Origin of the sequence: uncultured Alsobacter sp. (assembly GCF_945952055.1) — a bacterium.
Lineage (GTDB): Bacteria > Pseudomonadota > Alphaproteobacteria > Rhizobiales > Beijerinckiaceae > Alsobacter.
This window is the reverse complement of sequence record NZ_CAMFHB010000006.1, coordinates 35,595-60,631: the sequence shown is the minus strand read 5'-3', so window position 1 is coordinate 60,631 and position 25,037 is coordinate 35,595. Positions and strand designations below refer to the sequence as shown.

The following is a 25,037-nucleotide window of genomic DNA, read 5'->3' as shown; positions in this document are numbered from 1 at the left end:
GGAGCGTGCCATGCGGCATGAGGAGCGGTCGGCAGAGCCCATGCCGGAGGAATAGAACAGGCTGGCGCGGGCGGCAACGCGGCGTGCTAGTCTGCCCGCGCATCCGCAAGCCCGAAGCACTTGCACAAGCTTGAAGACCTGGCCATGCCGCAGGACACGCTCGATCCCCGCCTCCTCGTGCTCGATCCGCGCGACAACGTCGCGGTGGTGCGCCGCCGCATCGAAGCCGGAACGGCCGTCGCCGTGCCGGGCGCGACCGTCACGCCCACCGCCGACATCGGCCTCGGCCACAAGCTCGCCGTGCGGGCCATCGGCGTCGGCGAGACGATCCTGAAATACGGCGCGCCGATCGGGCGGGCGACCAGCGCCATCGGGGTCGGCGAGCACGTGCACGTGCACAACATGGAAAGCGCCTACACGCGCACCCACACGCTGGACGAGGCCCGCGCCCGTCACGGAGACCACGCATGACCGCGTCCCCCGCTCCCATGCAGGGCATCCTGCGCCAGGACGGCCGCAAGGGCATCCGCAACACGCTCGTCGTCGCCTACCTCGTCGAGTGCGCCCATCACGTCGCGCGCGAGATCGCCTGGCCCTACCGCGACCGCGACGTGCACCTCATCGGCTTCCCCGGCTGCTACCCCAACGGTTACGCGCAGCGCATGATGCAGGCGCTGTGCACGCACCCGAATGTGGGCGCCGTGCTGCTGCTGTCGCTGGGCTGCGAGAGCTTCGACAAATACGGGCTCGCCCATGCGGTCCGCGAGAGCGGACGGCCCGTGGAGACGATCGTCATCCAGGCGACCGGCGGGACGCGCACGTCGATCGCCCAGGGCCGCGCCTGGATCGACGCGCAGCTGCTCGCCCTGGAGGCGGCGCCGCGGGTGCCGATGGGCGTGGACGAACTCGTGGTCGGCACGGTGTGCGGCGGTTCCGACGGGACGTCCGGCATCACCGGCAACCCCGCGGCCGGCCGGGCCTTCGACCTGCTCGTGAGGGACGGGGCGGCCTGCATCTTCGAGGAGACGGGCGAGCTCATCGGCTGCGAGCACATCATGGCGGCGCGGGCCATCACGCCCGAGCTCGGCGCGGTGCTGGAGGAGAGCGTGGCCAAGGCGGCGCGCTACTACGCGACGCTCGGCTACGGTTCCTTCGCGGCCGGCAACGCCGACGGCGGGCTCTCCACCATCGAGGAGAAGTCGATGGGCGCCTACGCCAAGTCCGGCGCCTCGCCGATCAGCGGGCTCCTGAAGCCGGCCGACCGCCCGCCGCGCGGCGGCCTCTACCTGCTCGACGTCGTGCCCGACGGCGAGGTGCGCTTCGGCTTCCCCAACATCAACGACACCGCGGAGATCGCTGAACTCATCGCCTGCGGCAGCCACGTCGTGCTGTTCGTCACCGGGCGGGGCTCCGTCGTCGGCTCGGCGATCTCGCCGGTCGTGAAGATCTGCGCCAACCCGGAGACCTATCGGCGCATGAGCGACGACATGGACGTCGACGCCGGCCGCATCCTGGAGGGCAGCGCCGGGCTCGACGAGGTCGGGCGCGAGATCCGCGACCTCGTGGTGTCGCTCGGCCGCGGCGCCCGCACGCGCTCCGAGGAGCTCGGCCACCAGGAATTCGCCCTCGTCTACAAGAGCTTCGAGCCGATCGGCCCGGCCTGCCTGCCCGCCGCCTGAGGACCTTCGCGATGACCGACCCGATCACCCCGCGCCTTGCCGCCTGCTACACCGGCGTCGTGCACGACGTCATGCGCGCCATGGGCCTGCGCGACTTCACGCTGCCTCCCGAACTCAGCTCGAACTTCCCCGACCGGGTGCTGGCGGGGCCGGCCTTCACCATCGACGGAAAGGTCGATCCCGGCGCCGAGGCGCACGAGACGCTGTTGGCCTGGACGGGGCTCCTCTCCAAGGCGAAGCCCGGCCACATCTGGGTGTCGCAGCCCAACGACCGGGTCGTCGCCCACATGGGCGAGCTCTCGGCCGAGACGCTGAAGAACAAGGGCGTGCTCGGCTGCGTTGCCGACGGCTTCGTGCGCGACACGAATTTCCTGCTCGCCATGGAGTTCAACACCTGGTCGCGCGGCCACACCCCGCGCGACATCGTCGGCCACTGGCTGCCCCGCGCCATCGAGATCGACATCAAGATCGGCGACGTGGTGATCGCGCCGGGCGACTACCTGCTGGGCGACCGCGACGGCATGGTGCGCGTGCCGGCAGGGCGTGCCGAGGAGATCGTGACGGCCGCCGAGACCGCCATCGCCACGGAGAACAAGGTCCGCACCGCGATCCTCGCCGGTGTCGACCCCCAGGAAGCCTACAAGCGCTTCGGGAAGTTCTGAGACAGGTTCCGGCCCGCCGAACGGGGCAGCCACACCTGCGGTCACGCCTTGCGCCGACCTCCCGGCCGGCCGGGCTCGACACGGGCAGCCATGACGGCGTGGACCATCCTCCGGGCTCCACCGTTCGAACCCGGATCGTCCTAGACTGTTGTTCCCGCATCGCCACCGGAGCCACGACCATGGCCGACGACAGCTACCACAAGGACCGCATCGCCAACCGGCGCCTGCACCCCGAGACGCTGATGATGGGCTACGGCTATTCGCCGGCCATGTCGGAAGGCTCGCTGAAGCCGCCGGTGTTCCTCACCTCGACCTTCGTCTTCGCCAATGCGCAGCAGGGCAAGGAGTTCTTCGACCTCACCGCCGGCCGCCGCCAGCTGAGGCCGGGGGAGAAGGCGGGGCTCGTCTATTCGCGCTTCAACCACCCCAACATGGAGATCCTGGAGGACCGGCTCGCCATCTGGGACGAGGCGGAGCGCTGCGCCGTCTTCGCCAGCGGCATGGCCGCGATCGCCACCACCTGCTTCGCCTTCCTGCGCCCGGGCGACACCGTCATCCATTCGCGTCCGCTCTATGGCGGCACCGAGACACTGCTCACCAACCAGATGGCGCAGCTCGGCGTCACCGCCTTCGGCTTCACCGACGGCCTCGACCCCGCCGCCATGCGCAAGACCGCCCACGGGGCCGCCGCCAAGGGCCGCGTGGCCATGATCCTGGTGGAGACGCCCGCCAACCCCACCAACGGCCTCGTCGACCTCGCAGCCTGCAAGGCGATTGCCGACGAGCTCGCCGCCAGACAGGGTCACCGCCCGCCAGTGGTGGTGGACAACACCCTGCTCGGCCCCAAATTCCAGAAGCCGCTGCTGCACGGCGCCGACCTGACGCTGCTCTCCCTCACCAAGTATGTGGGCGGCCACAGCGACCTCGTCGGCGGATCGATCTCGGGCTCCGACGCCCTGGTGCGGCAGGTCAAAGGCTGGCGCTCGGCGCTCGGTACGCAGCTCGACCCGAACTCCTGCTGGATGCTGATGCGCTCGCTGGAGACGCTCGACATCCGCATGAGCCGCGCCAACGACAACGCCCGCATCGTCGCCGACTGGCTGGCCAGGCACCCCAAGGTGGCGAAGGTGCACTATCTCGGCGCGCTCGCCGCCGACGACCCCCGCAAGCCCGTCTTCGACCGCCAGTGCACGGAGCCGGGATCGACCTTCGCCTTCGACGTGAAAGGCGGCGAGAAGGAGGCCTTCGCGCTGCTGGACGGGTTGCAGGTGATGAAGCTCGCGGTGAGCCTCGGCGGCACGGAGACGCTGGTCTCCCACCCGGCGGCGATGACGCACTCCGGCGTGCCGCGGGCGCTACGCGAGGAGATCGGGCTCACCGACGCGCTGATCAGGATCTCGATCGGGATCGAGAACGTGGAGGACCTGGTGTCGGACCTCGCGCAGGCGTTCGAGGGGGTGTGAAGTGTAGTTTATGGAAGCCAACAATCATTCTGACGTCTAGATTCCGGAAATTATTTTTCCGATAGAGATATCAGGGGTCTTTAAATCAAGAAGAATGTCTGAAATCTGTTTCTTTTCGTCCTTAGGATCGGGTATCTGTGTTTGCGCTGGAGACACATGTGCATACAAGCCCCTTATGGATCCATAAGAATCCAGCCTCTGAATTGCTGGAGCATAAACAAACACAATCGATGAACCATAGCATATAAATAAATCTTCTATGTTTTCTTTCTTTATACCATTATTTTTGTTTACGTTGTTGGACTGCCAATCCACGGCTTCCTTTACGATCATTTCAATTTTCCCCTTTTGCTTTTGCAAAAATTCATTATCTTTCATCCCGCCTAATCTCGAAAATCGCATACACGTAGAAAACAGATATTCGTTGATATGACCAGAAGATTTATATCTAGAGTAACTACCATCGATTATCTTTTTACTTATAGTCTCAAAATAAGTTTCCAAAGCTGCATGGCACAGTAGCCTATACCCGATCATCTTTCTAACGGAAAGAACCGTGTACTTCCCGTACTGGTCATATTTCGGCAGCATCGTGCCCAAATTGCCAATCTCGACAGTTAGAGCTGTGTATTCTTGGGTATTGGGCATAGTGGACCTTAATCAATCACAATACGCCCTGACTTACTGTTAAACCCAATTGCCGGAATATCCATAGCTAAAGCGGCCGCTAATGCAGATCGCCACTTCGAGAATCTGATATATACATTGTAGGCCTCCTTCGTATTCACGGAGAGGAACGATCTGAACTCTGCATCGCTCTGACAAAGATTCTCAAATGCTGCAACAACACCACTTGGATTCTGGCTAGCCGCTAACCCAATCTCGGGTTCGGAAAAAAAATACGCCATAATGTCAAAGACAGCACGATTAAACCGCCCCGTATATTTTGAGCGCTCAAACGACTGAAACGCACGCCGCCCAAACAACTTGAACGTCAGCTCGATCGCTCGATCAAGATTGTCTGCGGCATCGAAGTATATGATTTTGTCAGAAGACCAATGCTGATTGCCAAGCTTTGTCGCATTGTCAAGAAATCTTTTAAAGTTCCCATCGTACTCGTCAAGGTGCAATTTAAATGCAAAAAATCTTAGCAAAAGCTCGTTGTCGCGCATCCGTCGATCTGGGCCACGGAGATTCAACGCGTGCCTGATAGCATCACTTTCGACAGCCCTATCGTCTAAAAAATTTGTAAACTGTCCTGGCGCTAGCGCCTGCCTCAATTCCTGAGGTGACAGGCTCTTTCCAAGCGTATTTAACCTCAAAAACACCTCATACAGGAAGTCTTCATCCCGCACGCCATTGATTATAACGGTCCGAATGACGGCGTTCTCGATAGCCGCGCCGTCGTCCGTATTGCGAATGTCCGAAAAGTATTTTCCATTCAAATCTTCTCTCTCTTTAAGGCCTACAAGTCGAAGCCGCTTGTAAGAGGCCCCGGAACTGGAGTCAGAGAGAAACTGTACAAGCGTTAGGAGCCTTTGCTTGCCATCAATAACGATATAGCGCCTCTTCTGATGCGGATGCTCTGCCAGAATTATCTGCGGAATTGGGATATGAAGAGCAAGACTCTCAATGAATTTACTTTTGTCAGCAGGTGACCACGCATCTCTCCTCTGAAATCGAGGATCCAAATCAATAACATTTCGGGAGATCTGATCGACAGCAGTACCAGAGGTCCAGTCAGTACTATAAAGAATCGGCAGAGCGCCCAGGGAGATGTGAAAATCGTTCTCATCTTCCTGAAAATCTTCCGGTGTAATATAACCGGGAGCGATAGACTTGCTTCGACTTATCATTGGGTGCCTTCGAAGAAGTTCATGCCGCATGTTTTTCAGGCCACCGACCGGCAGCCTCCAGTTTGAATGCTGCGCGGTCGGTCAAAGCTCATGCTAACTTATCTTTTGTCGTGCAGCGGCGGAAGAGGGTTGGAATGCGGGCGGCGGCTGGACACTGGTGCGCCGATATTCCACCCCTCAGCCCCACACTTCCTCGGCCAGTTCCACGATCATCCGCAGCTTGGCCCACTGCTCTTCCTCGGCCAGCGTGTTGCCCTCCTGGGTGGAGGCGAAGCCGCACTGGGGGGAGAGGCAGAGCTGGTCGAGGGAGACGTACTTGGTCGCCTCGTCGATGCGCCGGCGGATGTCGTCCTTCTTTTCCAGCGTGCCGGTCTTGGAGGTGACGAGGCCCAGCACCACGTGCTTGCCCTTGGGCAGGAAGCGCAGGGGCTCGAAGCCGCCGGCACGGTCGGTGTCCCACTCCATGAAATAGCCGTCGACCGGCATGGCGTTGAACAGCACCTCGGCCACCGGCTCGTAGCCGCCCGACGCGATGAACGTGGAGCGGAAGTTGCCGCGGCACAGGTGCATGGTGATGGCGAGGTCGGCGGGCTTGTTCGCCAGCGCCGTGCGCACCATGCCGGCGTAGATGTCGGGCTGCTTCTCCGGATCGTCGCCGCGGTCCTTCAGCATCTGGCGCTGCTCGGGATCGCACAGATAGGCGAAGGAGATGTCGTCGAGCTGCAGGTAGCGGCAGCCGGCGGCGTAGAAGTCGGCCACGGCCTTGGCGTAGGCGTTGCCGACGTCGCTGTAGAAGCCGTCCATGTCCGGGTAGACGCCGACGTTCATCATCTTCCGCCCGCCGCGGTAGTGCAGCATGCTCGGGCCCGGGATCGTCATCTTGGCGGTGCGCGAGGTGTTGGCCTTCACGAAGCGGAAGTGGTCGACCATCGGGTGGCCGGAATAGCCGACCTTGCCCGTGATGCGCAGGGCCTTCGGCACGCCGACGCCGCCCTTGAAGTTCATGCCGCTGTCACCGTCGATCGAGGTGACGCCGTCGAGCTGCTCGAGGAAGTCGAAGTGCCAGTAGGCGCGACGGAACTCGCCGTCGGTGATGCCGTTGAGGCCGATCTCCTCCTGCTTGCGGATGATCTTGACGATTTCCGCGTCCTCCACCGCCTTCAGCGCGGCGGCGTCGATCTCGCCGGCCTTGAACTTTTCGCGCGCGTCCTTGAGCGGAGCGGTGCGCAGCAGGCTGCCGACCATGTCGGCGCGGAACGGAGGGGTGGAGCGGTTCATGGGGTTTTCTCCCTTTCCAGGTTCAGTGGGCGGACCGGCCGGACTTCTTGCGGTCGGCGACGCCGAGATGCTGCTCGAGCGGGGTCGGATCCTCGATCAGCGAGCGGCTCGTGGCGGCGTGCACGATGCTGCCGCGGTCGAGGATGATGGCGTCGTCGGTGACGCCGAGGATCTTCTGCGCGTGCTGCTCGACGATGATGGCCGACAGCCCCTCGTTGCGGATGATGCGCTTCAGGGCGGCCAGCAGTTCCTCGATGATGATCGGGGCAAGGCCCTCGGTCGGCTCGTCGAGGAGCATGAGGCGCGGATTGAGCACCAGTGCCCGGGCCACCGCCAGCATCTGCTGCTCGCCGCCGGAGAGCTGGTTGCCCATGTTGGCCCGCCGCTCCTTGAGCCGCGGGAACAGGCCGTAGACGCGCTCCACCGTCCAGGCCCCCGGGCGCGAGACCGCCGTGAGGTTCTCCTCGACCGTCAGCGACTTGAAGATGTTGCGCTCCTGCGGCACCCAGCCGATCCCGCCCGAGGCCCTGAGGTCGGGCCGCAGCGACGTGATGTCCTTGCCCGCGAGCGACACGGTGCCGCCGCGGTGGCGCGTCACGCCGATGATCGTGTTGATCAGCGTCGTCTTGCCGGTGCCGTTGCGCCCCAGCACGGCGAGCGACTTGCCCTGCTCGAGCCGCAGGTCGATGCCGTTGATGACGACGGCCTCGCCATAGCCGGCCGAGACCCGGTACAGCGTGAGAAGGTCAGTCATCGACGCTCTCCCCGAGATAGACGGCGCGGACCTTCGGATCGGTCGAGACCTCCTGCACCGTGCCCTCCGTGAAGAGGGCGCCGTTGACGAGCACCGAGATGCGGTCGGCGAAGCTGAACACAAGGTCCATGTCGTGCTCGATGAGCAGAACCGAGACGTCGCGCGGCAGGGAGGCGACGGTATCCAGCAGTTCCTGGCGCTCGGCCTCGGGCACGCCCGCCGCGGGCTCGTCGAGGAGCAGCACGCGCGGCTTGCAGGCGAAGGCCACCGCGAGCTCGAGCAGGCGCTGCTTGCCGTAGGCGAGGTTGACGGTCTTCTCCTCCAGCACGTCGGTGAGGCGGAAGCGCGTGGCGAGTTCGCCGATCTCCTCGGCCATGCCGCTGGCGCGGCCGAGCGGCCGCCACCAGTCCCGTCCGCCTCCGTTGCGCTCGGAGACGGCCAGCGCCAACGTCTCCATCGGCGTCATGCCGCCGAATAGCTGGTTGATCTGGAAGGTGCGGGCGAGCCCGCGCCGCACGCGGTCCTCCGGCTTGAGCCCGGTGATGTCCTGGCCTTCGAGCACGATGCGCCCGGACGTGGGCTGCAGCACGCCCGTCAGCAGGTTGATGAAGGTCGTCTTGCCGGCGCCGTTGGGGCCGATCAGGGCATGGCGCGCCCCCTTCTCCAGCGAGAAGGTGACGTTGTCGGTGGCGACGAGGCCGCCGAAGCGGCGCACGAGGCTGGTGGTCTCGAGGACGGCCGCCATGTCAGTGCCCTCCCGCCGCCGGCGCGGCGCCGGAGGTCGGCCGGCCCCGGCCGGTCACCCTGCGGACGAGATCGCGCGCCTTCTCGGTCATGCGCTCGCGCCCGGCGAGCACCATCACCACCAGGATCACGCCGATCCAGAACTGCCAGTACTGGGGCGTGATGGCGGACAGGAAATCCTGCAGCACCTTGAAGACCACCGCCCCGATGAGCCCACCGTAGAGGTAGCCGACCCCGCCGATGGTGAGCACCAGGAGCACGTCGGCCGAGCGGTGGAAGGCCAGCACCTCCAGCGAGACGAACTGGGTCGTCTGGGCGAGCAGCGCCCCGGCGATGCCCGCATAGGCCGCCGACAGCGTGTAGACCGCCACGAGCCGCCTGTTGACCGGAATGCCGATGGCCCGGGCCCTCAGCGGGTTGTCGCGGATGGAGCGCAGGGACAGGCCGAAGGGCGACGACACGATGCGCCGCGCCACGACCACCAGCACGAAGGTCACCGCCAGGCTGTAGGCGTAGGCGACGGAGCCGAAGATGTCGAACTCGAAGAGGCCGAGCACCGGCTTCATGTTGACGCCCTGCAGGCCGTCGGCACCGCCCGTCAGCCACGACATCTGGTTGGCGACCTCGCCCAGCACCAGGGCCACGCCCAGGGTCACCATGAGCTTGGTGAGGTCGGCCCCGCGCAGCACGAGGAAGCTGGTCACCAGCCCGAGCGCGGCCGCCATCGCGGCCGCCGCGGCGAGACCCAGGAGCGGGTCGCCGAAGCCGTGCTTGGCCAGAAGGCCCGCGGTGTAGGCGCCGAGCCCGAAGAAGGCGGCATGGCCGAGCGACACGATGCCGGCATAGCCCAGGATCAGGTCGAGCGAGACGGCGAAGAGGCCCAGGATGGCGATCTCGTTGAGGATCAGGTGGCGTGTCGGCAGGGCGAAATAGGCGCCGACGGCGACAAGCCAGAACAGGATCTCGGGGATGTTCCAGCGCGCGGCCCGCCCGAGAGCGGCGGAGACCTGCGCGGACGAGAGGGCGTGCGGGGGGCTTGCCATCGGAGGGTCACCGGGGACGGGCGAAAAGGCCCTGCGGGCGCAGGACCAGGATGACGATCATCAGCGTGTAGATCACGAAGGCGCCGGCGCTCGGCACGTAGTACTTGCCCGCCACGTCGGCGACGCCGAGCAGCAGAGAGGCGACGAAGGGGCCGGTGATGCTCGTCGTGCCGCCGACCGTCACCACGATCAGGAAGTAGATCATGAACTTCAGCGGGAAGGTCGGGTCGAGACCGAGGATCTCGGCGCCGAGCGCTCCGCCGAGGCCCGCCAGGCCGGAGCCGAAGGCGAAGGTGGTGGCGAAGATCAGGCTGACGTTGATGCCGAGCCCGCGCGCCACGCGCGGATCGTCCACCGCGGCCCGCAGCCGGCTGCCGAAGCGCGTGCGGGTGAGGATGAGCTGCAGCACGATCACCAGGACGCTGCACACCGCGATGATGAAGCTGCGGTAGATACCGACCTGGATGCCGAGCACCTCGGTGCGGCCCTTCAGCCAGGACGGCAGCTGCACGAGCTGCTCCTGCGAGCCCATGACGTAGTCGACCGAGGCGACCGCCATGAACACGAGGCCGATGGAGAACAGCACCTGGTCGAGGTGATTGCGGGTGTAGAGCCGCTGGTAGAGCGTGCGTTCGAGGACCAGGCCGATCAGGGCCGGCACCGCAAAGGCGAACGGCAGCGTCAGCAGGAACGGCACGCCCAGCCGGTTGACCATCACGGCCATCACGTAGCCGCCCGCCATGGCGAAGGCGCCATGGGCGAGGTTGACGAAGTTCATCAGCCCCAGCGTGACGGCCAGCCCGCAGGCCAGCACGAACAGGAGCATGCCGTAGGCGATGCCGTCGAAGAGAATGGTCAGCACAGGCCCCTCCAGCCCGAGTGAAGATGGGACGCCGGAGTGTGGCCTTCGGCCGTCTCCGATCCTCCCGCGGCTCTCATACCCACAATTTCAGCCGGTGCCAAAGCGCCTCCGGATCAGGGAGGAGCCGGGCACCAGCTCCATCACGTCGGGATCGGCCAGCGCACGCTCCAGGTTGCGATGAGCCAGACGGGCGTGCTCGCGCATGATCGCCTCGGCTCGCGCTCCTTCCCGCCGTTCGATCGCGGCCAGGGCGCAACGATGCTGATCCTGTGCCACGATCAGGATCAGGCGGGACCCGCGAGAACGACCCTGAGCCTCGAGAAAGGCGCTGGGCGACGCGAAGGGGAGTGCGTTGCTGCGGGTGATCTGTCGCGCGAGGGCTTCGTTGCCTGCGAGATCGACGATGATGTCGTGGAACAGGGCGTTGAGCGAGACATAGCTGGACAGGTCGATGGCCTCGCCATCTCCGTCCAGGACCCTGTCGATCGCATCAAGGCAATGGGTGGCGCGCTCCAGCCCGCTCCGGCTCACGCCACGCTCGGCGGCCAGCCGCGCCGCGAGCCCTTCGAGCGTTCCCCGGATCTCGATCGCCTCGTAGACCTCGCGCTCGCTGAAGTCCCGTACGGCGAAGCCGCCCGATGGAATGGCCTCGAGCAAACCCTCCTCCTCGAGCCGCACCAGGGCCGTGCGCAGCGGCGTCCTCGAAACGCCGAGCCGGTCGACCATCTGCAGCTCGGAGACGCGTTCGCCCGGCGCCAGCGCTCCGCTGAGCACGAGCTCGCGCAGGGCGAGCTGCGCCTTGAGCGTCTGCGACATCGTCTTGTCGCCGCGGCGGAGTTCGGCAATCGACATCAGGCTGCCCTATCCGCGGTGTCGAGGGTGAGCGTACCGCCCGCGAGCCGCGACACGCAGGTGCAGAGCTTGGCGTTGTCGGCCTTCTCCTCGTCGCTGAAGAACACGTCGCGGTGGTCGACGATGCCGTCGGCCTCCAGGATGGGCAGCGCGCAGAGCCCGCACTCGCCGCGCCGGCAGTCGTGGATCATGGCGACGCCGGCGCCTTCCAGCGCCTCTAGGAGGCTGCGGTTGGCCGGCACCTCGATGGTCTTGCCGAGCCGCGGGATCTCGACGGTGAACGGCACGGTGGCGAAGCGCCCGCTGGCCCCGAAGGTCTCGAAGCGCAGCTGCGCCACCGGCCTGCCGGCCGCCGCCCAGGCCCGCTTCACCGCCTCCATCAGCCCGATGGGGCCGCAGAGATAGAGTTCCCCCTGCGGCGAGAGGGCGTCGATCTCGGCCGCGATGTCGATCGACTGCCCGAGCCCGTCGACGAAGGTCTGCAGCCGGTCGCCGGCGACGGCCGCGAGCCGGTCGGCCAGCGCCAGGTCCTCGGGGCGGCGCACGGCGTAGAGCACGCGGTAGTCGGCGCCGGCCTTCGCGAGCGCCAGCACCATGGAGTAGATGGGAGTGATGCCGATGCCCCCGGCGATCAGCAGGTATTGCGGTCGGCCGGTCGCCAGCGGGAAGTGGTTGCCGGGCGTCGACACGGTCATGCGCGCGCCGGCCTTCAGCGTGAACATGTAGGCCGAGCCGCCCCGGCTCTCCGGCAGGCGCTTTACGGCGATGCGCCAGGCACCGTCGTCGCAGGGGCCGACCGTCGAGTAGGAGCGGGCGTCGGCGCGGCCATCGATGTGCACGGTGACGTTGAGGTGGCTGCCGGGTGCCGGCACCACGAAGTCGCCTTCCGGCATGATCTCGAACATCCGGATGTCCGGCGCGAGATCCGTCGTCGCCCGCAGCGTGGCCTGGCGCCACTCGATCCTGGCGGCCACGGCGCTACTCCGCGGCCCGGCTGACCGGGGCCGGCGCGCCGGACTCCCGCTCGATCATGCCGTCGATGAGCCGGCGCGCCCACAGCGCCCCGGCATCGATGTTGAGATTGTAGAACGGCAGGCGCGGGTTGCGGTCGATGGCGACCTGCTGGGCTTCCAGCACGGCGTGGTCCTGATCGTAGACGCCGTGGCCGTCGTTGACGTGCGCCTTGGTGATCGCGGCCGTCAGCTCGTGGTCGTCCTTGCGGAACGTGCGGACGAAGTTCCAGAAGTAGTGGCAGGAGGTCTCGGTCTCCGGCGTGATGGCCGCCAGGAACGCGCCGTTGACGCCCTGCGAGCGATCGCCCTGGGGCGCGCCCGTGCCGGTCAACGCCACGCCCACGTCGCCGACCACGACGGACGGCGCCTGGAAATAGATGATCTGCCAGCGGTCGACATGGCCCTCGCGGCCGAGCTGCTTCTTCCAGAACGGCGGCGGCTCGATGTCGATCATCCAGCGCGTCACGGTGGCGGTGCGGTCGGTGTGCGTCACCTCGAAGGGCGCGCTGGTGATGGCCTCGTCGCCGATGCTGCCCGCATGCACGTAGGTCTCGTGCGTCAGGTCCATCAGGTTGTCGATCACGAGGCGGTAGTCACACTTGAGTTTGTAGAAGCAGCCGCCCTCGCCCACCCACTCGGTGCCGTCGTTCCAGTGGAAATCCGGAATGAGCGCGGGATCGGCGAGCGCCGGATCGCCCGGCCAGATCCAGACGAGGCGGTGCTTCTCGGCGATGGGATAGGCCTTCACGCAGGCGGATGGGTTGATCGTCTTCTGCGCCGGCATGTAGGTGCAGCGCCCGGCATCGTTGAAGACGAGCCCATGGTAGCCGCACACCACATGGTCGCCCTGCAGGCGCCCCATGGACAGTGGCAGCAGGCGATGCCAGCAGGCGTCGTCGAGCGCGGCGACCGCGCCGTCGGACTTGCGGTACAGCACGACGTCCTTGCCGCAGATGGTGCGGGCCGCGAGCTCATGCACGATCTCGTGGGACCACGCCGCGGCGTACCAGGCGTTCAGCGGGAACGGCTTCGGCTGGGTCATGGCATCCTCCCTTTGGCGACAGGATGTATACAGATGCGGCGCACCGGCAAGAGCGACACTGCTGAATTTTTTAGTTTGATTGGTGTTTGGGGGGAGAGAATGGCTCCCGGGGCCGACCACTGTATTCATTCTCCCTCTCGGGCGTCATCCCCGGGCTTGGCCCGGGGACCCACGACTTTGCAGCGCCTGGCCGAAGTCGTGGGTGGCCGGGACAAGCCCGGCCATGACGGTGGAGAGGAGGCGCCCTGACGATTTCCCCCTTGCGCTCTCCCCATGCACCCGTGCCAGCATGCCGGCGCATGCATGTGCCGGCGCGAGACCGGCCACGGAGGAAACGATGGGCGAGAAGTCGGGCCTCAAGATCAGGGCCGTGGAATCCTTCCCGGTGTGGATCGGCCACCGCAACCAGATGCTGGTGAAGATCACCGCCGACGATGGCACCTTCGGCTGGGGCGAGGCGGGCCTGAGCGGCCGCGAGCTGGCGGTCGCCGGCGCCATCGACCACTACCGCGAGCTCCTGATCGGCGAGGATCCGTTCCGCATCGCCCACATCTGGCAGAAGCTCTACCGCAGCCAGTATTTCGAGGGCGGTCGCGTGCTCACGGCCGCGCAGTCGGCCATCGACATCGCCCTCTACGATCTCAAGGGCAAGGCCCTAGGCCTGCCGGCCTACGAGCTGATGGGCGGGCGGGTGCGCGACAAGATCCCCAGCCTCGCCACAACCAACGCCATCGACACGAAGACCGCCGTCGAGCAGGCCAAGGCCTATGTCGCCGACGGCTTCGACGTGGTGCGCTTCGGCCGCGTCAACCCGCTGATGCGCGACGAGGGAGAGACGCTCTTCGAACCGCGCCAGTCGCTCGTCGCCACCGCCGACTGCCTGATCGCGGCGCGCGAGGCGCTGGGGCGCGGCGTCACCATCGGCGTCGACCTGCATCACCGCATGTCGGTGGCCGAGACCATCACCTTCTGCCAGCGCATGCCCCGCGGCACGCTCGACTTCCTCGAGGAGCCGATCCGCGACGAGAGCCCCGAGGCCTACGAGACGCTGCGCAAATGCGTCGACGTGCCGTTCGCCATCGGCGAGGAGTTCTCCTCGAAGTGGCAGGCGCAGCCCTTCGTGGAGCGTGGGCTGACCCAGTACATGCGCCTCGACGTCTGCAACATCGGCGGCTTCACCGAGGCGCTGAAGGTCGCGGGCTGGTGCGAGACGCACTATGTCGATCTCTTCCCCCACAATCCGCTCGGCCCGGTCTGCACGGCGGCCTCGATCCACTTCGCCGCCGTGGTGCCGAACTTCGCCTGGCTCGAATACAACCAGTCGCGCTTCCGCCCCGCTTCGCCGATCGAGAAGGAGATCTTCCTGACCGCGCCGAAGCTGGAGGGCACCTTCTTCCCGATCTCCCACGCGCCGGGCATCGGCATCGAGATCAACGAGGAGGTCCTGAAGCGCGACGCGTTCCGGCACTGGAACCCGCCGATGCTCTCGCGCCACGACGGCTCGCATACGAACTGGTGAAGGGCCTGTCGGTCCTGCACCCCCTCGGTCCGTCCTGCCCGGGCCTGGCCCGGGCATCCACGACTTTGCCGGGGCCGCCCTCAAGTCGTGGGTGGCCGGGCCAAGCCCGGCCATGACGCATAGAGGTGGAGGGTAACGGAGGGAGTTATCCCGCCTTCCCGCCCACCGCCAGCATCAGCCGCGCCGGCGCAGGCCCGCGCGGGATCGGCCCCGTCTGCACGCCGAGTTTCCGCGCCATCATCATCGTGTTGTGGCGCATGGCGCGCATCATGTCGTTGGCGATGCGGGTGGCGCGGGTGGCGTCGCGGGCGATGATGGCCCGGGCGAGGTGGACGTGCTTCTCGTCCGGGTGGTAGCGCGTGTCCTCCCACAGCACCGGCCAGCAGGCCTTGAACTGCGCCCGCAACAGGATCTCGTACGAGTTGGCGAGCCCGCGGAAGAGCACGTTGTGGGTGGCCTTCAGCACGCCGAGATGGAAGGCGACGTCCACCTCGAACGGCGTGCCCGGAAGGGTCGCCATCAGGGCCTCGGCGTTGCGCAGGATCTCGGCCGCCTCCTCGGGCTTGGCCCGGCGCGCCGCGAGCGCGGCGGCGACCGGCTCGATGCTGCTGCGCAGCTCGATGATCGACAGCACCAGGCCCGGCACGTTCTCCGGCACGTCGGTGAACCAGCCCAGCACGTCCGGATCGAGGAAGTTCCAGTCCTCCGACGGGCAGACCTGCGAGCCGAAGCGGCGGACGGTGCGGATCATGCCCTTGGCCGAGAGCACCTTCACGGCCTCGCGCAGCGTGCTGCGGCCGACGCCGTAGAGGGCGGCGAGGTCGGCTTCCTTGGGGAGGATGCTGCCCTGCTCGAGCCGGCCGGCGGCGATGTCGGAGCCGATCCGGCTCACGATCTCGCGCACGGCTCCCTGGGACAATTGCGACATCGCTGGCGAGGCCCGATGATCGTGTCAGGTTCACCGCGGACACATGCGGCGCCTGTTGTTGACACCCTCATACATCAGACCTAATCCTACGTCACCCGGTGTTGAGGAACGCACGTCAAACGTGCCCTCGGATTGGGCAAGGACCGCAAAAGGTCCGCATACACATCGGGAGAAACGGCCATGAAGATCGTGGACGTGAAGTGCGCCGTGATCGGCAAGAATCCGATCGTGCGCATCGTCACGGACGAGGGCATCAGCGGCTACGGCGAGGTCGAGCAGTACAAGCCGTACCTCAAGCCCTTCGTCCTGCAGTTCCGCGATGCGCTCCTCGGCGAGGATCCGACGCTCGTCGAGCGCGTGATGCTCAAGATCCGCCAGCGCGGCGCCTTCAAGCCCTACGGCAGCGCGGTGTCCGCCATCGAGATGGCGCTGTGGGACGTCGCCGGCAAGGCGGCGGGCCTGCCCGTCCACAAGCTGCTCGGCGGCAAGGTCCGCGACCGGGTGCGCGTCTACAACGGCGCCCTGCGCGTGCCCATGAAGGGCTACACGCCGGAAGACTATGCGGCCGAGATGAAGCGCATGGCGGCGTTGCCCGAGGGCTTCACCATCGTGAAGCAGGGCATCTCCTTCCACAGCCCGATGAAGCGGGAGTTCCCGAACTACTTCTACGGCGAGGTCTCGCCGAGCCCGTTCCACGGCGCGCTGGACCGCGGCCTTATGACCGAGCGCGGCATGGCCTACACGCTCGATTGCGTGGCCGCCATGAAGGAGGCGCTCGGACCCGACATCGGGCTCGCGCTCGACTGCGGCCCGGGCTGGGTGCTGCAGGACGCCATCCGCTTCGCCCGCGCGGTCGAGAAGCACAACCTGATGTGGCTGGAAGACATGCTGACGGGCGACTACGTCCCGTATGTCAACGCCGACGTCTACCGCGACCTCACGGCCTCCACCACCACGCCGATCCACACCGGCGAGCAGATCTACCTGCGCCAGAACTTCAAGGACCTCATCGAGCGCCAGGCCGTCCGCGTGGTGGGACCCGACCCGTGCGACGTCGGCGGCCTCGCCGAGATCAAGTGGATCGCCGAATACGCCGACCTGCACGGCATCCTGATGGCCCCGCACGGCACCGGCAACGGGCTGCTCGGCCTCGCCGCCCTGGTGCAGGTGTCGGCCACCATGCCGTCCAACTACATCGCGTTCGAGCTGCCGACCGGCGATCCCGCCTGGTGGTTCGACATCGTCGACGGGCTGCCCAACCCGCTCGTCAAGAACGGCATGATCGAGGTGTGGGACGCGCCCGGCATGGGCGTGGAGATCAACCCCGAGCGGGCCAAACGCTACCTGTCCGAGGAGGACAAGGCCTTCTTCGACTGAGAAGACCGGCGGCGGTCCCCCGGGCCCGCCGCCCCGCTGCGCGTGACACTGAATTCGCCTCGAAGCGAAACAATGACCGGAGGAACGTCATGAGCAAGTCCAAGGACGATGGAATCCTGTCGCGGCCGCTCGGCCGTCGCCAGTTCATGGCCTACACCGCAGGCGCGGGCGTCGCCGCCGCGGGTCTTTCCAGCACGGCGCTGGCGCAGGCCAGCAAGACCGGCGTCGATCCCGCCAAGTGGACCGCCGCCTACATCAAGAGCATCGCCGGCACCGAGACCTACGACACGGCGGCCGAGTGCTACAAGGTCGTGCCCAAGGACTACAAGGGCCGCCTGACCTACTGGTATTTCGGCCCGACGCAGGCCTCGCCGCAGATCGAGCACGACCTCGACAAGCAGTTCTGGGACGCCTTCAAGGCGATGTACCCGAACATCCAGGTCACTGCGCTGAACCTCAACTACAACGAGATGATCGACAAGCTGCGCACCTCGGCGATCGGCAAGGCCGCGCCGATGGTCGTGCGCCTGCCGATCCTGGCCGGCGTCGAGTTCGCCGCCAAGGGCCAGCTCATGGAGTTCGGCCCCGAGTCGGTCGGCTACTCGAAGGACGAGTTCTGGCCGGGCGCCATGAAGTCCGTGACCTGGAAGGGCAAGACCTACGGCGTGCCCACCAACAACGAGACCATGGCGCTCATCTGGAACGCGGCGCTGTTCAAGGCGGCCGGCCTCGATCCGGAATCCCCGCCCGCGACCTGGGACGACCTCGTCGCCTACTCCAAGGCCATCAAGGACAAGACCGGCAAGAACGGCTACGGCATGGTGGCCCGCGTCAACGCCGGCAACACGCCCTTCCGCTTCATGCCCCAGCTCTGGGCCTTCGGCGGCGGCGCGCTCGACGAGGCCGAGGAGAACCCGACCTACAAGTCGATCTTCGTCAACAACGACGCGTCGAAGAAGGCCCTCCAGGCCTCCTACGACATGTACGTCCGTGACAAGTCGGTCCCGACCTCGGCACTGACCAACACGCAGAACGAGAACCAGGATCCGTTCATCGCCGGCAACCTCGGCATGATGATCGCCCACCCGTCGGAATACGCCGTCATGCTCGACCGCGCCAAGAAGGCGACGGGCGAGGACAAGAAGGTCGCCGACGAGGTCGTGGCCAACATGCGCTACGGCCTGATCCCGAAGGGCGCCGCGCGCCGCGCCGTCGTGTTCGGCGGCTCGAATGCCCACGTCTTCCGCCCCGACCTCGTCGATGGCGGCCTCGACGTGAACGCCGCCAAGGCGATCATCGCCTTCGCGACGGGCCCCGAGTGGTCGACCAAGATGGCATGGGTGAGCTCGAACCCGGGCAACCTGCGCGGCTTCAAGACCAAGTGGATGAAGGAGCGTCTGGAGACGATCAAGTTCCTGGACGTGACGACCTCGATGCTGCCGAACGGCATCCCGTTCCCGGTGGTGCCACAGGCCACCGAGATCATGAACATCATCGTCCCGAACATGCTGCAGAACGTGCTGACGCAGAAGATGACGGTGGCGGCGGCCGCGGACACCGCGGCGAAGCAGATCAAGGAACTCATGAACGAGCTCTGAGCCCGTTCGAGCCTCGCTTCACGAGAACAGGGCCGGCGGATCGCCTCCGCCGGCCTTCCCGCCCCGCCGGAGGCCCGCCGTGACGCTCGCAACCCCGACGACCACGATCCGGAAACCGGCTTCGGCCGGGGCCGTGCGCCCCCGCAAGCTCAACATCCTTCAGCGGATCTGGAAGCACCGGCACGACTATCTGTACGTGCTGCCGTCGATCGGCGTGATGCTGCTCGTCATCGCCTACCCGGTCTACTACACGGTCTATCTGTCGTTCTTCAACACGCCGCCGAACCTCGCCCTCGAGGACAAGATCTATGTCGGCCTCGACAACTACTGGCGGGTGATCACGGCCGAGAGCGTGCACGAGGCGACCTGGAACACCTGGGTGTGGACGCTGTGGTCCACCTTCCTGGCCTTCGTCATCGGGTTCGCGGCGGCGCTGGCCCTCAACCACGAGTTCAGGGGACGAGGCCTGCTGCGCGGCACGCTGCTCGTGCCCTACGTCATCAGCGCGGTGGCCGCGGCCTATATCTGGCGGTGGATCTTCCACTCCGACTTCGGCGTGGTCGGCGCGATCAGCGTGGCGCTCGGCATCACCGAGCGGCCGATCAACTTCCTCGACAACGTCGACATCGTGATGCCGTCGCTGATCGCCGTGAACGTGTGGAAGGAATTCCCCTTCGCGATGATCATGATGCTGGCCGGTCTGCAGACCGTGCCCGAGCAGTTGCTGCGCGCCGCGCAGGTGGACGGCGCCAACGCCTGGCAGCGCTTCTGGCACGTCACCGTGCCGCACGTGAAGGGCGTGACGCTCGTCACCGTGCTGCTGCTGCTGGTCACCAACCTCAACAGCTTCACGATCCCCTACATCATGACCGGCGGCGGTCCGGCCGGCGCGTCCGAGATCTGGATCACGCACATTTACCAGATCGCCTTCGGCCGCATCCGCTTCGGCCTGGCCTCGGCCTATTCGGTGATCCTGTTCGTCATCATGATGGGCATGGGCTACTTCTATGTGCGGGCCCTGACCCGCGGCGACGACAGGAGCCACGGATGAGCGGAGAAGCCCCCAGCCCCTCGTCCGGCCGCGGCTGGGTGTCGGAAGGCGTCCGCAAGCGCAAGCGCGACCCGTGGCGCATCGCGGGGAACGTGTTCCTCACGGTGCTGATCATCTTCGCCGCGCTTCCGATGGTGTGGATGTTCATCACTTCCATCAAGTCGCAGTTCGCCGCCGTCCAGTATCCGCCGGAGTGGTTCCCGCGCAGCCCGACGCTCGACGAGTACCGCCGCCTGCTGCTGCCGACGAGCGAGGTGGGGCGCGACTTCCTGCGCTACATGTTCAACAGCATCTGGGTGTCCTTCGCCACCACGGTGCTGGGCGTCGTCGTCGCCGTGCCCGCGGCCTACGCCTTCTCGCGCTTCCGCTTCCCGGGGCGCAACCTGCTCTTCTACTCGGTCCTGCTGCGCAACATGTTCCCGGCGGTCGTCTTCCTGATGCCGCTCTTCATCATGATGCGCTGGATGGGACTGGTGAACACCCAGTTCTCCCTCATCCTGACCTACCTCACCTTCGGCCTGCCGCTGTCGATCTGGCTGCTCAAGGGCTTCTACGACAACATCCCGGTTCAGCTTGAGCAGGCGGCCCGCATCGACGGGGCGACGCGCTTCCAGGCGTTCATCTACATCGTGATGCCGCTGTCCTCGCCGGGGATCATCGCCACCGCGATCTACTCGTTCATCATGGCCTGGAACGAGTACGTCTACGCGCTCACCTTCATCAACGACAAGTCGCGCCTCACGCTGCCGGTCGGCCTCCAGCGCTTCTTCGCGGAATACGCGACGAACTGGCCGGGCCTGATGGCGGCCTCCTTCATCATGAGCGTCCCCGTCGTGGTGATGTTCCTGATCCTGCAGAAGTATTTCGTGAAGGCGCTCACCGAGGGCGCGGTCAAGTCGTGACGCGTTCGGCAGCGGACCATTCAGCGTAGGGACGAAAATCGGATGGCACAGGTCAGGTTGCGGGACGTGGTGAAGACCTACGGCAAGTACACGGCCGTGGACAACGTCTCGCTCACCGTGGAGGACGGCGAGTTCGTCGCCCTGGTCGGCCCGTCGGGCTGCGGCAAGACGACCACGCTGAACCTCGTGGCGGGGCTCATCGAGATCACCTCGGGCGAGATCCACATCGGCGACCGGCAGGTCAACGACCTCGACCCGAAGGACCGGGACATCGCCATGGTGTTCCAGAACTACGCGCTCTACCCCAACAAGACCGTCTACAAGAACCTCGCCTTCCCGCTGCAGATGCGCGGTACGCCGAAGGCCGACATCGACCGCAAGATCCAGGAGGCTGCGCGCGTCCTCGACATCGGGCACCTTCTCGAACGCCGCCCGCGCGAGCTCTCCGGTGGCCAGCAGCAGCGCGTGGCGCTGGGCCGCGCGCTGGTGCGCGACCCGAAGGTCTTCCTGATGGACGAGCCGCTGTCGAACCTCGACGCCAAGCTGCGCGTGCAGATGCGCTCGGAGCTGAAGCGCTTCCACACCGACCTCAACGCCACCGTGATCTACGTCACCCACGACCAGCTCGAGGCCGTGACCATGGCCGACAAGATGGCGGTGATGAACGGTGGCCTGCTGCAGCAGTACGACAGCCCGGAGGTGGTGTTCGAGACGCCCGTGAACACCTTCGTGGCCGGCTTCGTCGGCAGCCCGGCGATGAACCTCATCCCTGCCGAGGTCGCCACCGAGGGCGGCACGGTCGTGGTGCAGGGCAAGGCCGGATGGAAGTTCGCGCTTTCACCCGCCAATGCCCGCAAGGCCCAGGGATCGGGCTCGCGCAAGGTCACCGTCGGCGCCCGCCACAGCACCATCCGCCTGACCACGGACGGCAGCGTCGGCAGCGTGCCCGGCGTGGTCTACACGGTCGAGCCGACCGGAGACGTCACCTTCGTCCACGTGCGGCTCGGCGACGACACCATCGTCGTCAGCGTGCCCCCGCACGTGAAGCTTTCCCCCAACGACCCCGTCCAGATCCACTTCGACCAGGACAAGCTCCACCTCTTCGACGGCGAGACCGGCTGGGCCCTGCCCGCAGCCTGATCCCGGCGCCATCCGGCAAGACAAGGACAAGACCCATGATCCAGACCCAGGACATCAAGCGTCCGCCGCAGGACGTCGTCGACCGCCTGCGCGCCATCGGCGCCGCCACCCTCACCGGCACGCTGAACCGGATGGGCATCCGCAACGTGCACATCACCGGCCCGGTGGCCTGGAACAAGGGCAAGGTCGCGGCGGGCCCGGCCCTGACGCTGAAGTTCATGCCCAAGCGCGAGGACCTTTACGGCGACGGCGAATACCTCGATCCCGAGAAGCAGCTCCACCGCCACGTGCTCTACCACGTGAAGCCCGGCGACATGGTCGTGGTCGACGCCCGCGCCGACATGCGCGCCGGCGTGTTCGGCGAGATGATGCTCACCTACTTCAAGGGCCGCGGCGGCGCGGGCCTCGTCATCGACGGCTGCATCCGCGACTGGCCCAACGCAAAGGACCTCGACCTCGCGCTGTGGATCCGCGGCGTGACGCCGAACTTCCACACCCAGGTCGAGCTGATGCCCTTCGCCGTCAACGAGCCCATCGCGGTGGGCGGCGTCACGGTCATGCCGGGCGACATCATCGTGGCCGACGACGACGGCGCGGTGGTCGTGCCGGTGACGCTCGCCGAGCGAGCGATCGACGAGGCCAACAAGCATCACGAGTGGGAGGACTTCTCCCGCGAGATGCTCTCCCAGGGCGGCGATCTCCGCCGCTACTACCCGCTGCACGACGACGCGCGCGGCGAGTACGAGGCGTGGAAGAAGGCCAAGGGACGGTGAAGACCCGGAGCTGACGCTCCACCTCTCCGCCCGTCATGCCCGGGCCTGGCCCGGGCACCCACGACTTCAGGATGGCCCCAGCAAAGTCGTGGATGGCCGGGCCAGGCCCGGCCAGGACGAGCGGATGGATCGCGGCCTGGGGAGAGACCAACGCCCGGTGCAGCCATGAAGATCACCGCCCTCGAGACCATCCGCGTCAAGGAATTCGCGAACCTCATCTGGGTCCGCCTGCACACGGACGAGGGCCTCGTGGGGCTCGGAGAGACCTTCTTCGAGCCCACCGCGGTCGAGGCCTACCTGCATGACCGGGTGGCGCCGAAGGTGCTGGGCACCGACCCGATCCAGATCGAGACGCGCAACCGCTCGCTCGCCAACTATCTCGGCTGGCGCGGCACGGGCGTCGAGACGCGCGGCAACTCGGCGATCGACCTCGCGCTGTGGGACATCTTCGGCAAGGCCATCGGCCGGCCGGTCTGCGAGGCGCTGGGCGGCAAGTCACGCGACCGGATCCGCGTCTACAACACCTGTGCCGGCTATCTCTACGTCCGCGACGGTCGGGCCCAGACCAGCGAGAATTGGCACGTGGGCGAGACGGAGGGTCCCTACGAGGACCTCGAGGGCTTCCTGTACCGTGCCGACGAGCTCGCCCACTCGCTGCTCGAGCAGGGCGTCACGGGCATGAAGATCTGGCCGTTCGACATCGCGGCCGAACGCACGAACGGCATGGACATCACCGCGCAGGAGATGAACACGGCGCTGGAGCCGTTCCGCAAGATCCGCAAGGCCGTCGGCGACAAGATGGACATCATGGTCGAGTTCCACTCGCTGTGGAGCGTGCCCATGGCCAAGCGCATCGCCGAGCGCCTCGCCGAGTTCGACACCTACTGGCACGAGGATCCCTTCCGCCTCGACAGCGTGCGCGACCTCGCCGACTACGCCAAGCACTCCAAGGCCTGGGTCTGCGCCTCGGAGACACTCGCCTACACCCATGCCTTCCGCGAGTACCTGGAGACGGGCGCCGCGGGCGTCGTGATGCTCGATCTCAGCTGGTGCGGCGGCCTCTCCGAGGCCCGCAAGATCGCCGGCATGGCGGAGGCCTGGCACGTGCCGGTCGCGCCGCATGACTGCACGGGGCCGGTGGTCTACATGGCGTCGTGCCACTTCTCCCTGCACGCCCGCAATGCCCTCATCCAGGAGGCCGTCCGCGCCTTCTACACGGGCTGGTACAAGGAACTCGTGACCGCCCTGCCCATCGTGGCGAACGGAGAGGTCACGGTCCCGATGGGGCCGGGCCTGGGGCTCGAGCTGCTGCCCGAGGTGACCAAGCGGCCCGACGCGGTGGTGCGCGTGACGAAGCTCTGAACGACCCTGCGTCCTTCGAGCAGCCCCTCACGGCTTCACCGCGTTCCATGTCGACCGGGCCGCCGTCGCGAGCTCCTCGAGCCGCGGCAGCATGCCTCTGGCGTAGTCGCGGATCGCGACCGCCCCGCCCGCGGCAGCCTCCCGATAGGCGGCGATCTCACGGTCCAGGGCCTGCGTCTCGACCTCCACATACCGCCGCGACATGGCCAGGAAATCGAGCGGCTCCAGGTTCTCGGCGATGGTCCGCAGCTCTAGGTCGAGCGTGTCGCGCACCTCGATCCCCGCCGCGCGAGCGAGCCCGGCGAGTTCGGCGATCTGGCCGTCCTTGAGCGCTGCGACGCGTTCGGCCAGCCGCTTCACCTCGGGCCGGACGTCCCGGGAGGCAGCCGTGTTGGAGATCTGTGCCTGGAAGAGGGCCGACGCATAGGCCGCTTCGACGAAGCGCAGGGTCGGCTGGTCCTGGCCGTCCGCCGGAGCGGCGACGACGCACGCTGCGGCGAGACCCAGCACCGCGCGCCTGTCCATCACTGCCATCCGGGCACTCCCTGCATGTTGGGCAGCCGGTGAGCGATGCCCTTGTGGCAGTCGATGCAGGTCTTCTCGCCGCTGAACAGGAAGCGCTCGTGGGCGGCCGCGGCGCGCGGGTTCTGCTTGGAGAGATCCATGGACTGGGCACTGTGGCAGTTCCGGCATTCGAGGCTGTCATTGGCCTTCATGCGCGCCCACTCGTGCTCGGCGAGCGTCCGCCGCAGCGCGAGGAATTTCTCGCGCGTGTCGATCGACCCGAAGATGTGCCCCCAGACCTCCTTGGACGCCTGCATCTTGCGCGCGATCTTGTTGGTCCACTGGTGCGGCACGTGACAGTCCGGGCAGGTGGCGCGCACGCCGGAGCGGTTCGAGAAGTGGATCGTGCCCTTGAGCTCCTCGAACACGTTGGCCTGCATCTCGTGGCAGGAGGTGCAGAACTTCTCGGTGTTGGTGGCTTCCAGCGCCGTGTTGAACCCGCCCCAGAAGATCACCCCCGCCAGGAAGCCGCCGAGCGTCAGGAAGGCGAGCGACAGCGTCACCGGCGGCCGCGTCGCCGTGCGCACCCAGGGATTGCTCCAGAACCAGCCCCACGCCCGTGCGATGGCGGCCAT

General features: G+C 66.4%; 25 protein-coding genes. 12 read left to right on the top strand and 13 right to left on the bottom strand.

Features of this window, described 5'->3' with window-relative positions:
- The first annotated feature begins 144 nt into the window (after positions 1-144).
- The 4 genes from Q0Q47_RS06455 to Q0Q47_RS06440 all read left to right on the top strand — a co-directional run bounded on the left by Q0Q47_RS06455 (position 145) and on the right by Q0Q47_RS06440 (position 3,804).
- Positions 145-471, top strand: a complete 327-nt coding sequence (locus Q0Q47_RS06455) for a UxaA family hydrolase (protein ID WP_293856159.1) — start codon at positions 145-147, stop codon at positions 469-471.
- Entirely contained in the window at positions 468-1,679 is a 1,212-nt protein-coding gene (locus tag Q0Q47_RS06450) for a UxaA family hydrolase (protein WP_293856156.1), read from the top strand. Before Q0Q47_RS06455 ends, Q0Q47_RS06450 begins: the two co-directional genes overlap by 4 nt.
- An 11-nt stretch (positions 1,680-1,690) precedes the next feature.
- Entirely contained in the window at positions 1,691-2,341 is a 651-nt protein-coding gene (locus Q0Q47_RS06445; RefSeq protein ID WP_293856153.1) for an RraA family protein, read from the top strand.
- Between the two features lie 179 nt (positions 2,342-2,520).
- The gene (locus Q0Q47_RS06440) at positions 2,521-3,804 is read left to right on the top strand and encodes a cystathionine gamma-synthase family protein (protein WP_293856150.1); all 1,284 of its coding nucleotides are present in this window, start codon (positions 2,521-2,523) and stop codon (positions 3,802-3,804) included.
- Between the two features lie 36 nt (positions 3,805-3,840).
- Here the strand turns inward: Q0Q47_RS06440 and Q0Q47_RS06435 are convergent, their stop codons facing one another.
- The 10 genes from Q0Q47_RS06435 to Q0Q47_RS06390 form a co-directional block, all read right to left on the bottom strand.
- Positions 3,841-4,395: a HEPN domain-containing protein gene (locus Q0Q47_RS06435; RefSeq protein WP_293856558.1), complete on the bottom strand. Its 555-nt coding sequence runs from the start codon at positions 4,393-4,395 to the stop codon at positions 3,841-3,843.
- Positions 4,396-4,460: 65 nt separating this feature from the next.
- Entirely contained in the window at positions 4,461-5,690 is a 1,230-nt protein-coding gene (locus tag Q0Q47_RS06430; RefSeq protein WP_293856148.1) for a DUF262 domain-containing protein, read from the bottom strand.
- Between the two features lie 147 nt (positions 5,691-5,837).
- On the bottom strand, positions 5,838-6,938 hold the full coding sequence (locus tag Q0Q47_RS06425) for a 5-methyltetrahydropteroyltriglutamate--homocysteine S-methyltransferase (RefSeq protein WP_293856145.1): 1,101 nt from the start codon (positions 6,936-6,938) through the stop codon (positions 5,838-5,840).
- A 22-nt stretch (positions 6,939-6,960) separates the two neighbouring features.
- Complete coding sequence (locus Q0Q47_RS06420) at positions 6,961-7,692, bottom strand: ABC transporter ATP-binding protein (protein ID WP_293856142.1); 732 nt, start codon at positions 7,690-7,692, stop codon at positions 6,961-6,963.
- Positions 7,685-8,437 (bottom strand): ABC transporter ATP-binding protein, encoded by a 753-nt coding sequence (locus tag Q0Q47_RS06415; protein ID WP_293856139.1) that lies wholly within the window; start codon positions 8,435-8,437, stop codon positions 7,685-7,687. Before Q0Q47_RS06415 ends, Q0Q47_RS06420 begins: the two co-directional genes overlap by 8 nt.
- A gap of 1 nt (position 8,438) precedes the next feature.
- Positions 8,439-9,479, bottom strand: a complete 1,041-nt coding sequence (locus tag Q0Q47_RS06410) for a branched-chain amino acid ABC transporter permease (RefSeq protein WP_293856136.1) — start codon at positions 9,477-9,479, stop codon at positions 8,439-8,441.
- A 7-nt stretch (positions 9,480-9,486) separates the two neighbouring features.
- Entirely contained in the window at positions 9,487-10,341 is an 855-nt protein-coding gene (locus Q0Q47_RS06405) for a branched-chain amino acid ABC transporter permease (RefSeq protein WP_293856133.1), read from the bottom strand.
- Positions 10,342-10,428: 87 nt separating this feature from the next.
- Positions 10,429-11,193 carry a GntR family transcriptional regulator gene (locus tag Q0Q47_RS06400; RefSeq protein ID WP_293856130.1) on the bottom strand — a complete coding sequence of 255 codons (765 nt, stop codon included), beginning with the start codon at positions 11,191-11,193 and terminating at the stop codon, positions 10,429-10,431.
- Entirely contained in the window at positions 11,193-12,167 is a 975-nt protein-coding gene (locus Q0Q47_RS06395) for a PDR/VanB family oxidoreductase (protein WP_293856127.1), read from the bottom strand. Before Q0Q47_RS06395 ends, Q0Q47_RS06400 begins: the two co-directional genes overlap by 1 nt.
- A gap of 4 nt (positions 12,168-12,171) precedes the next feature.
- Positions 12,172-13,248, bottom strand: coding sequence for an aromatic ring-hydroxylating dioxygenase subunit alpha (locus tag Q0Q47_RS06390; protein WP_293856124.1), 1,077 nt, complete (start codon positions 13,246-13,248; stop codon positions 12,172-12,174).
- A gap of 337 nt (positions 13,249-13,585) precedes the next feature.
- Here Q0Q47_RS06390 and Q0Q47_RS06385 point away from each other — a divergent pair, with 337 nt between their 5' ends.
- Entirely contained in the window at positions 13,586-14,767 is a 1,182-nt protein-coding gene (locus tag Q0Q47_RS06385; RefSeq protein ID WP_293856121.1) for a mandelate racemase/muconate lactonizing enzyme family protein, read from the top strand.
- A 145-nt stretch (positions 14,768-14,912) separates the two neighbouring features.
- Here Q0Q47_RS06385 and Q0Q47_RS06380 read toward each other — a convergent pair whose 3' ends face one another.
- Entirely contained in the window at positions 14,913-15,686 is a 774-nt protein-coding gene (locus Q0Q47_RS06380) for a FadR/GntR family transcriptional regulator (RefSeq protein ID WP_293856118.1), read from the bottom strand.
- A 189-nt stretch (positions 15,687-15,875) separates the two neighbouring features.
- Between Q0Q47_RS06380 and Q0Q47_RS06375 the strand changes: the two genes are divergently transcribed.
- From Q0Q47_RS06375 to Q0Q47_RS06345, 7 genes are all read left to right on the top strand, one after another.
- Complete coding sequence (locus Q0Q47_RS06375; protein WP_293856115.1) at positions 15,876-17,072, top strand: mandelate racemase/muconate lactonizing enzyme family protein; 1,197 nt, start codon at positions 15,876-15,878, stop codon at positions 17,070-17,072.
- Between the two features lie 89 nt (positions 17,073-17,161).
- Positions 17,162-18,670 carry a sugar ABC transporter substrate-binding protein gene (locus Q0Q47_RS06370; RefSeq protein WP_293856113.1) on the top strand — a complete coding sequence of 503 codons (1,509 nt, stop codon included), beginning with the start codon at positions 17,162-17,164 and terminating at the stop codon, positions 18,668-18,670.
- Positions 18,671-18,776: 106 nt separating this feature from the next.
- Entirely contained in the window at positions 18,777-19,721 is a 945-nt protein-coding gene (locus Q0Q47_RS06365; RefSeq protein ID WP_293856555.1) for a carbohydrate ABC transporter permease, read from the top strand.
- On the top strand, positions 19,718-20,623 hold the full coding sequence (locus tag Q0Q47_RS06360) for a carbohydrate ABC transporter permease (RefSeq protein ID WP_293856110.1): 906 nt from the start codon (positions 19,718-19,720) through the stop codon (positions 20,621-20,623). Before Q0Q47_RS06365 ends, Q0Q47_RS06360 begins: the two co-directional genes overlap by 4 nt.
- A gap of 42 nt (positions 20,624-20,665) precedes the next feature.
- Entirely contained in the window at positions 20,666-21,763 is a 1,098-nt protein-coding gene (locus Q0Q47_RS06355; protein ID WP_293856107.1) for an ABC transporter ATP-binding protein, read from the top strand.
- Positions 21,764-21,798: 35 nt separating this feature from the next.
- Positions 21,799-22,536 (top strand): ribonuclease activity regulator RraA, encoded by a 738-nt coding sequence (locus Q0Q47_RS06350; protein ID WP_293856104.1) that lies wholly within the window; start codon positions 21,799-21,801, stop codon positions 22,534-22,536.
- A gap of 165 nt (positions 22,537-22,701) precedes the next feature.
- The gene (locus Q0Q47_RS06345; protein ID WP_293856101.1) at positions 22,702-23,898 is read left to right on the top strand and encodes a mandelate racemase/muconate lactonizing enzyme family protein; all 1,197 of its coding nucleotides are present in this window, start codon (positions 22,702-22,704) and stop codon (positions 23,896-23,898) included.
- Between the two features lie 27 nt (positions 23,899-23,925).
- Here the strand turns inward: Q0Q47_RS06345 and Q0Q47_RS06340 are convergent, their stop codons facing one another.
- The gene (locus tag Q0Q47_RS06340; protein WP_293856098.1) at positions 23,926-24,432 is read right to left on the bottom strand and encodes a DUF4142 domain-containing protein; all 507 of its coding nucleotides are present in this window, start codon (positions 24,430-24,432) and stop codon (positions 23,926-23,928) included.
- Positions 24,423-25,037 carry a NapC/NirT family cytochrome c gene (locus Q0Q47_RS06335; protein ID WP_293856095.1) on the bottom strand — a complete coding sequence of 205 codons (615 nt, stop codon included), beginning with the start codon at positions 25,035-25,037 and terminating at the stop codon, positions 24,423-24,425. Before Q0Q47_RS06335 ends, Q0Q47_RS06340 begins: the two co-directional genes overlap by 10 nt.

Bases quoted from the DNA above. Each gene is read 5' to 3' on its own strand.
- Q0Q47_RS06415 (WP_293856139.1), bottom strand. From the start codon at position 8,437: ATGGCGGCCGTCCTCGAGACCACCAGCCTCGTGCGCCGCTTCGGCGGC.
- Q0Q47_RS06355 (WP_293856107.1), top strand. From the start codon at position 20,666: ATGGCACAGGTCAGGTTGCGGGACGTGGTGAAGACCTACGGCAAGTAC.
- Q0Q47_RS06335 (WP_293856095.1), bottom strand. From the start codon at position 25,037: ATGGCCGCCATCGCACGGGCGTGGGGCTGGTTCTGGAGCAATCCCTGG.
- Q0Q47_RS06435 (WP_293856558.1), bottom strand. From the start codon at position 4,395: ATGCTGCCGAAATATGACCAGTACGGGAAGTACACGGTTCTTTCCGTT.
- Q0Q47_RS06430 (WP_293856148.1), bottom strand. From the start codon at position 5,690: ATGCGGCATGAACTTCTTCGAAGGCACCCAATGATAAGTCGAAGCAAG.
- Q0Q47_RS06375 (WP_293856115.1), top strand. From the start codon at position 15,876: ATGAAGATCGTGGACGTGAAGTGCGCCGTGATCGGCAAGAATCCGATC.
- Q0Q47_RS06385 (WP_293856121.1), top strand. From the start codon at position 13,586: ATGGGCGAGAAGTCGGGCCTCAAGATCAGGGCCGTGGAATCCTTCCCG.
- Q0Q47_RS06360 (WP_293856110.1), top strand. From the start codon at position 19,718: ATGAGCGGAGAAGCCCCCAGCCCCTCGTCCGGCCGCGGCTGGGTGTCG.
- Q0Q47_RS06425 (WP_293856145.1), bottom strand. From the start codon at position 6,938: ATGAACCGCTCCACCCCTCCGTTCCGCGCCGACATGGTCGGCAGCCTG.
- Q0Q47_RS06445 (WP_293856153.1), top strand. From the start codon at position 1,691: ATGACCGACCCGATCACCCCGCGCCTTGCCGCCTGCTACACCGGCGTC.
- Q0Q47_RS06390 (WP_293856124.1), bottom strand. From the start codon at position 13,248: ATGACCCAGCCGAAGCCGTTCCCGCTGAACGCCTGGTACGCCGCGGCG.
- Q0Q47_RS06400 (WP_293856130.1), bottom strand. From the start codon at position 11,193: ATGTCGATTGCCGAACTCCGCCGCGGCGACAAGACGATGTCGCAGACG.
- Q0Q47_RS06440 (WP_293856150.1), top strand. From the start codon at position 2,521: ATGGCCGACGACAGCTACCACAAGGACCGCATCGCCAACCGGCGCCTG.
- Q0Q47_RS06420 (WP_293856142.1), bottom strand. From the start codon at position 7,692: ATGACTGACCTTCTCACGCTGTACCGGGTCTCGGCCGGCTATGGCGAG.
- Q0Q47_RS06455 (WP_293856159.1), top strand. From the start codon at position 145: ATGCCGCAGGACACGCTCGATCCCCGCCTCCTCGTGCTCGATCCGCGC.
- Q0Q47_RS06345 (WP_293856101.1), top strand. From the start codon at position 22,702: ATGAAGATCACCGCCCTCGAGACCATCCGCGTCAAGGAATTCGCGAAC.
- Q0Q47_RS06410 (WP_293856136.1), bottom strand. From the start codon at position 9,479: ATGGCAAGCCCCCCGCACGCCCTCTCGTCCGCGCAGGTCTCCGCCGCT.
- Q0Q47_RS06350 (WP_293856104.1), top strand. From the start codon at position 21,799: ATGATCCAGACCCAGGACATCAAGCGTCCGCCGCAGGACGTCGTCGAC.
- Q0Q47_RS06370 (WP_293856113.1), top strand. From the start codon at position 17,162: ATGAGCAAGTCCAAGGACGATGGAATCCTGTCGCGGCCGCTCGGCCGT.
- Q0Q47_RS06450 (WP_293856156.1), top strand. From the start codon at position 468: ATGACCGCGTCCCCCGCTCCCATGCAGGGCATCCTGCGCCAGGACGGC.
- Q0Q47_RS06340 (WP_293856098.1), bottom strand. From the start codon at position 24,432: ATGGCAGTGATGGACAGGCGCGCGGTGCTGGGTCTCGCCGCAGCGTGC.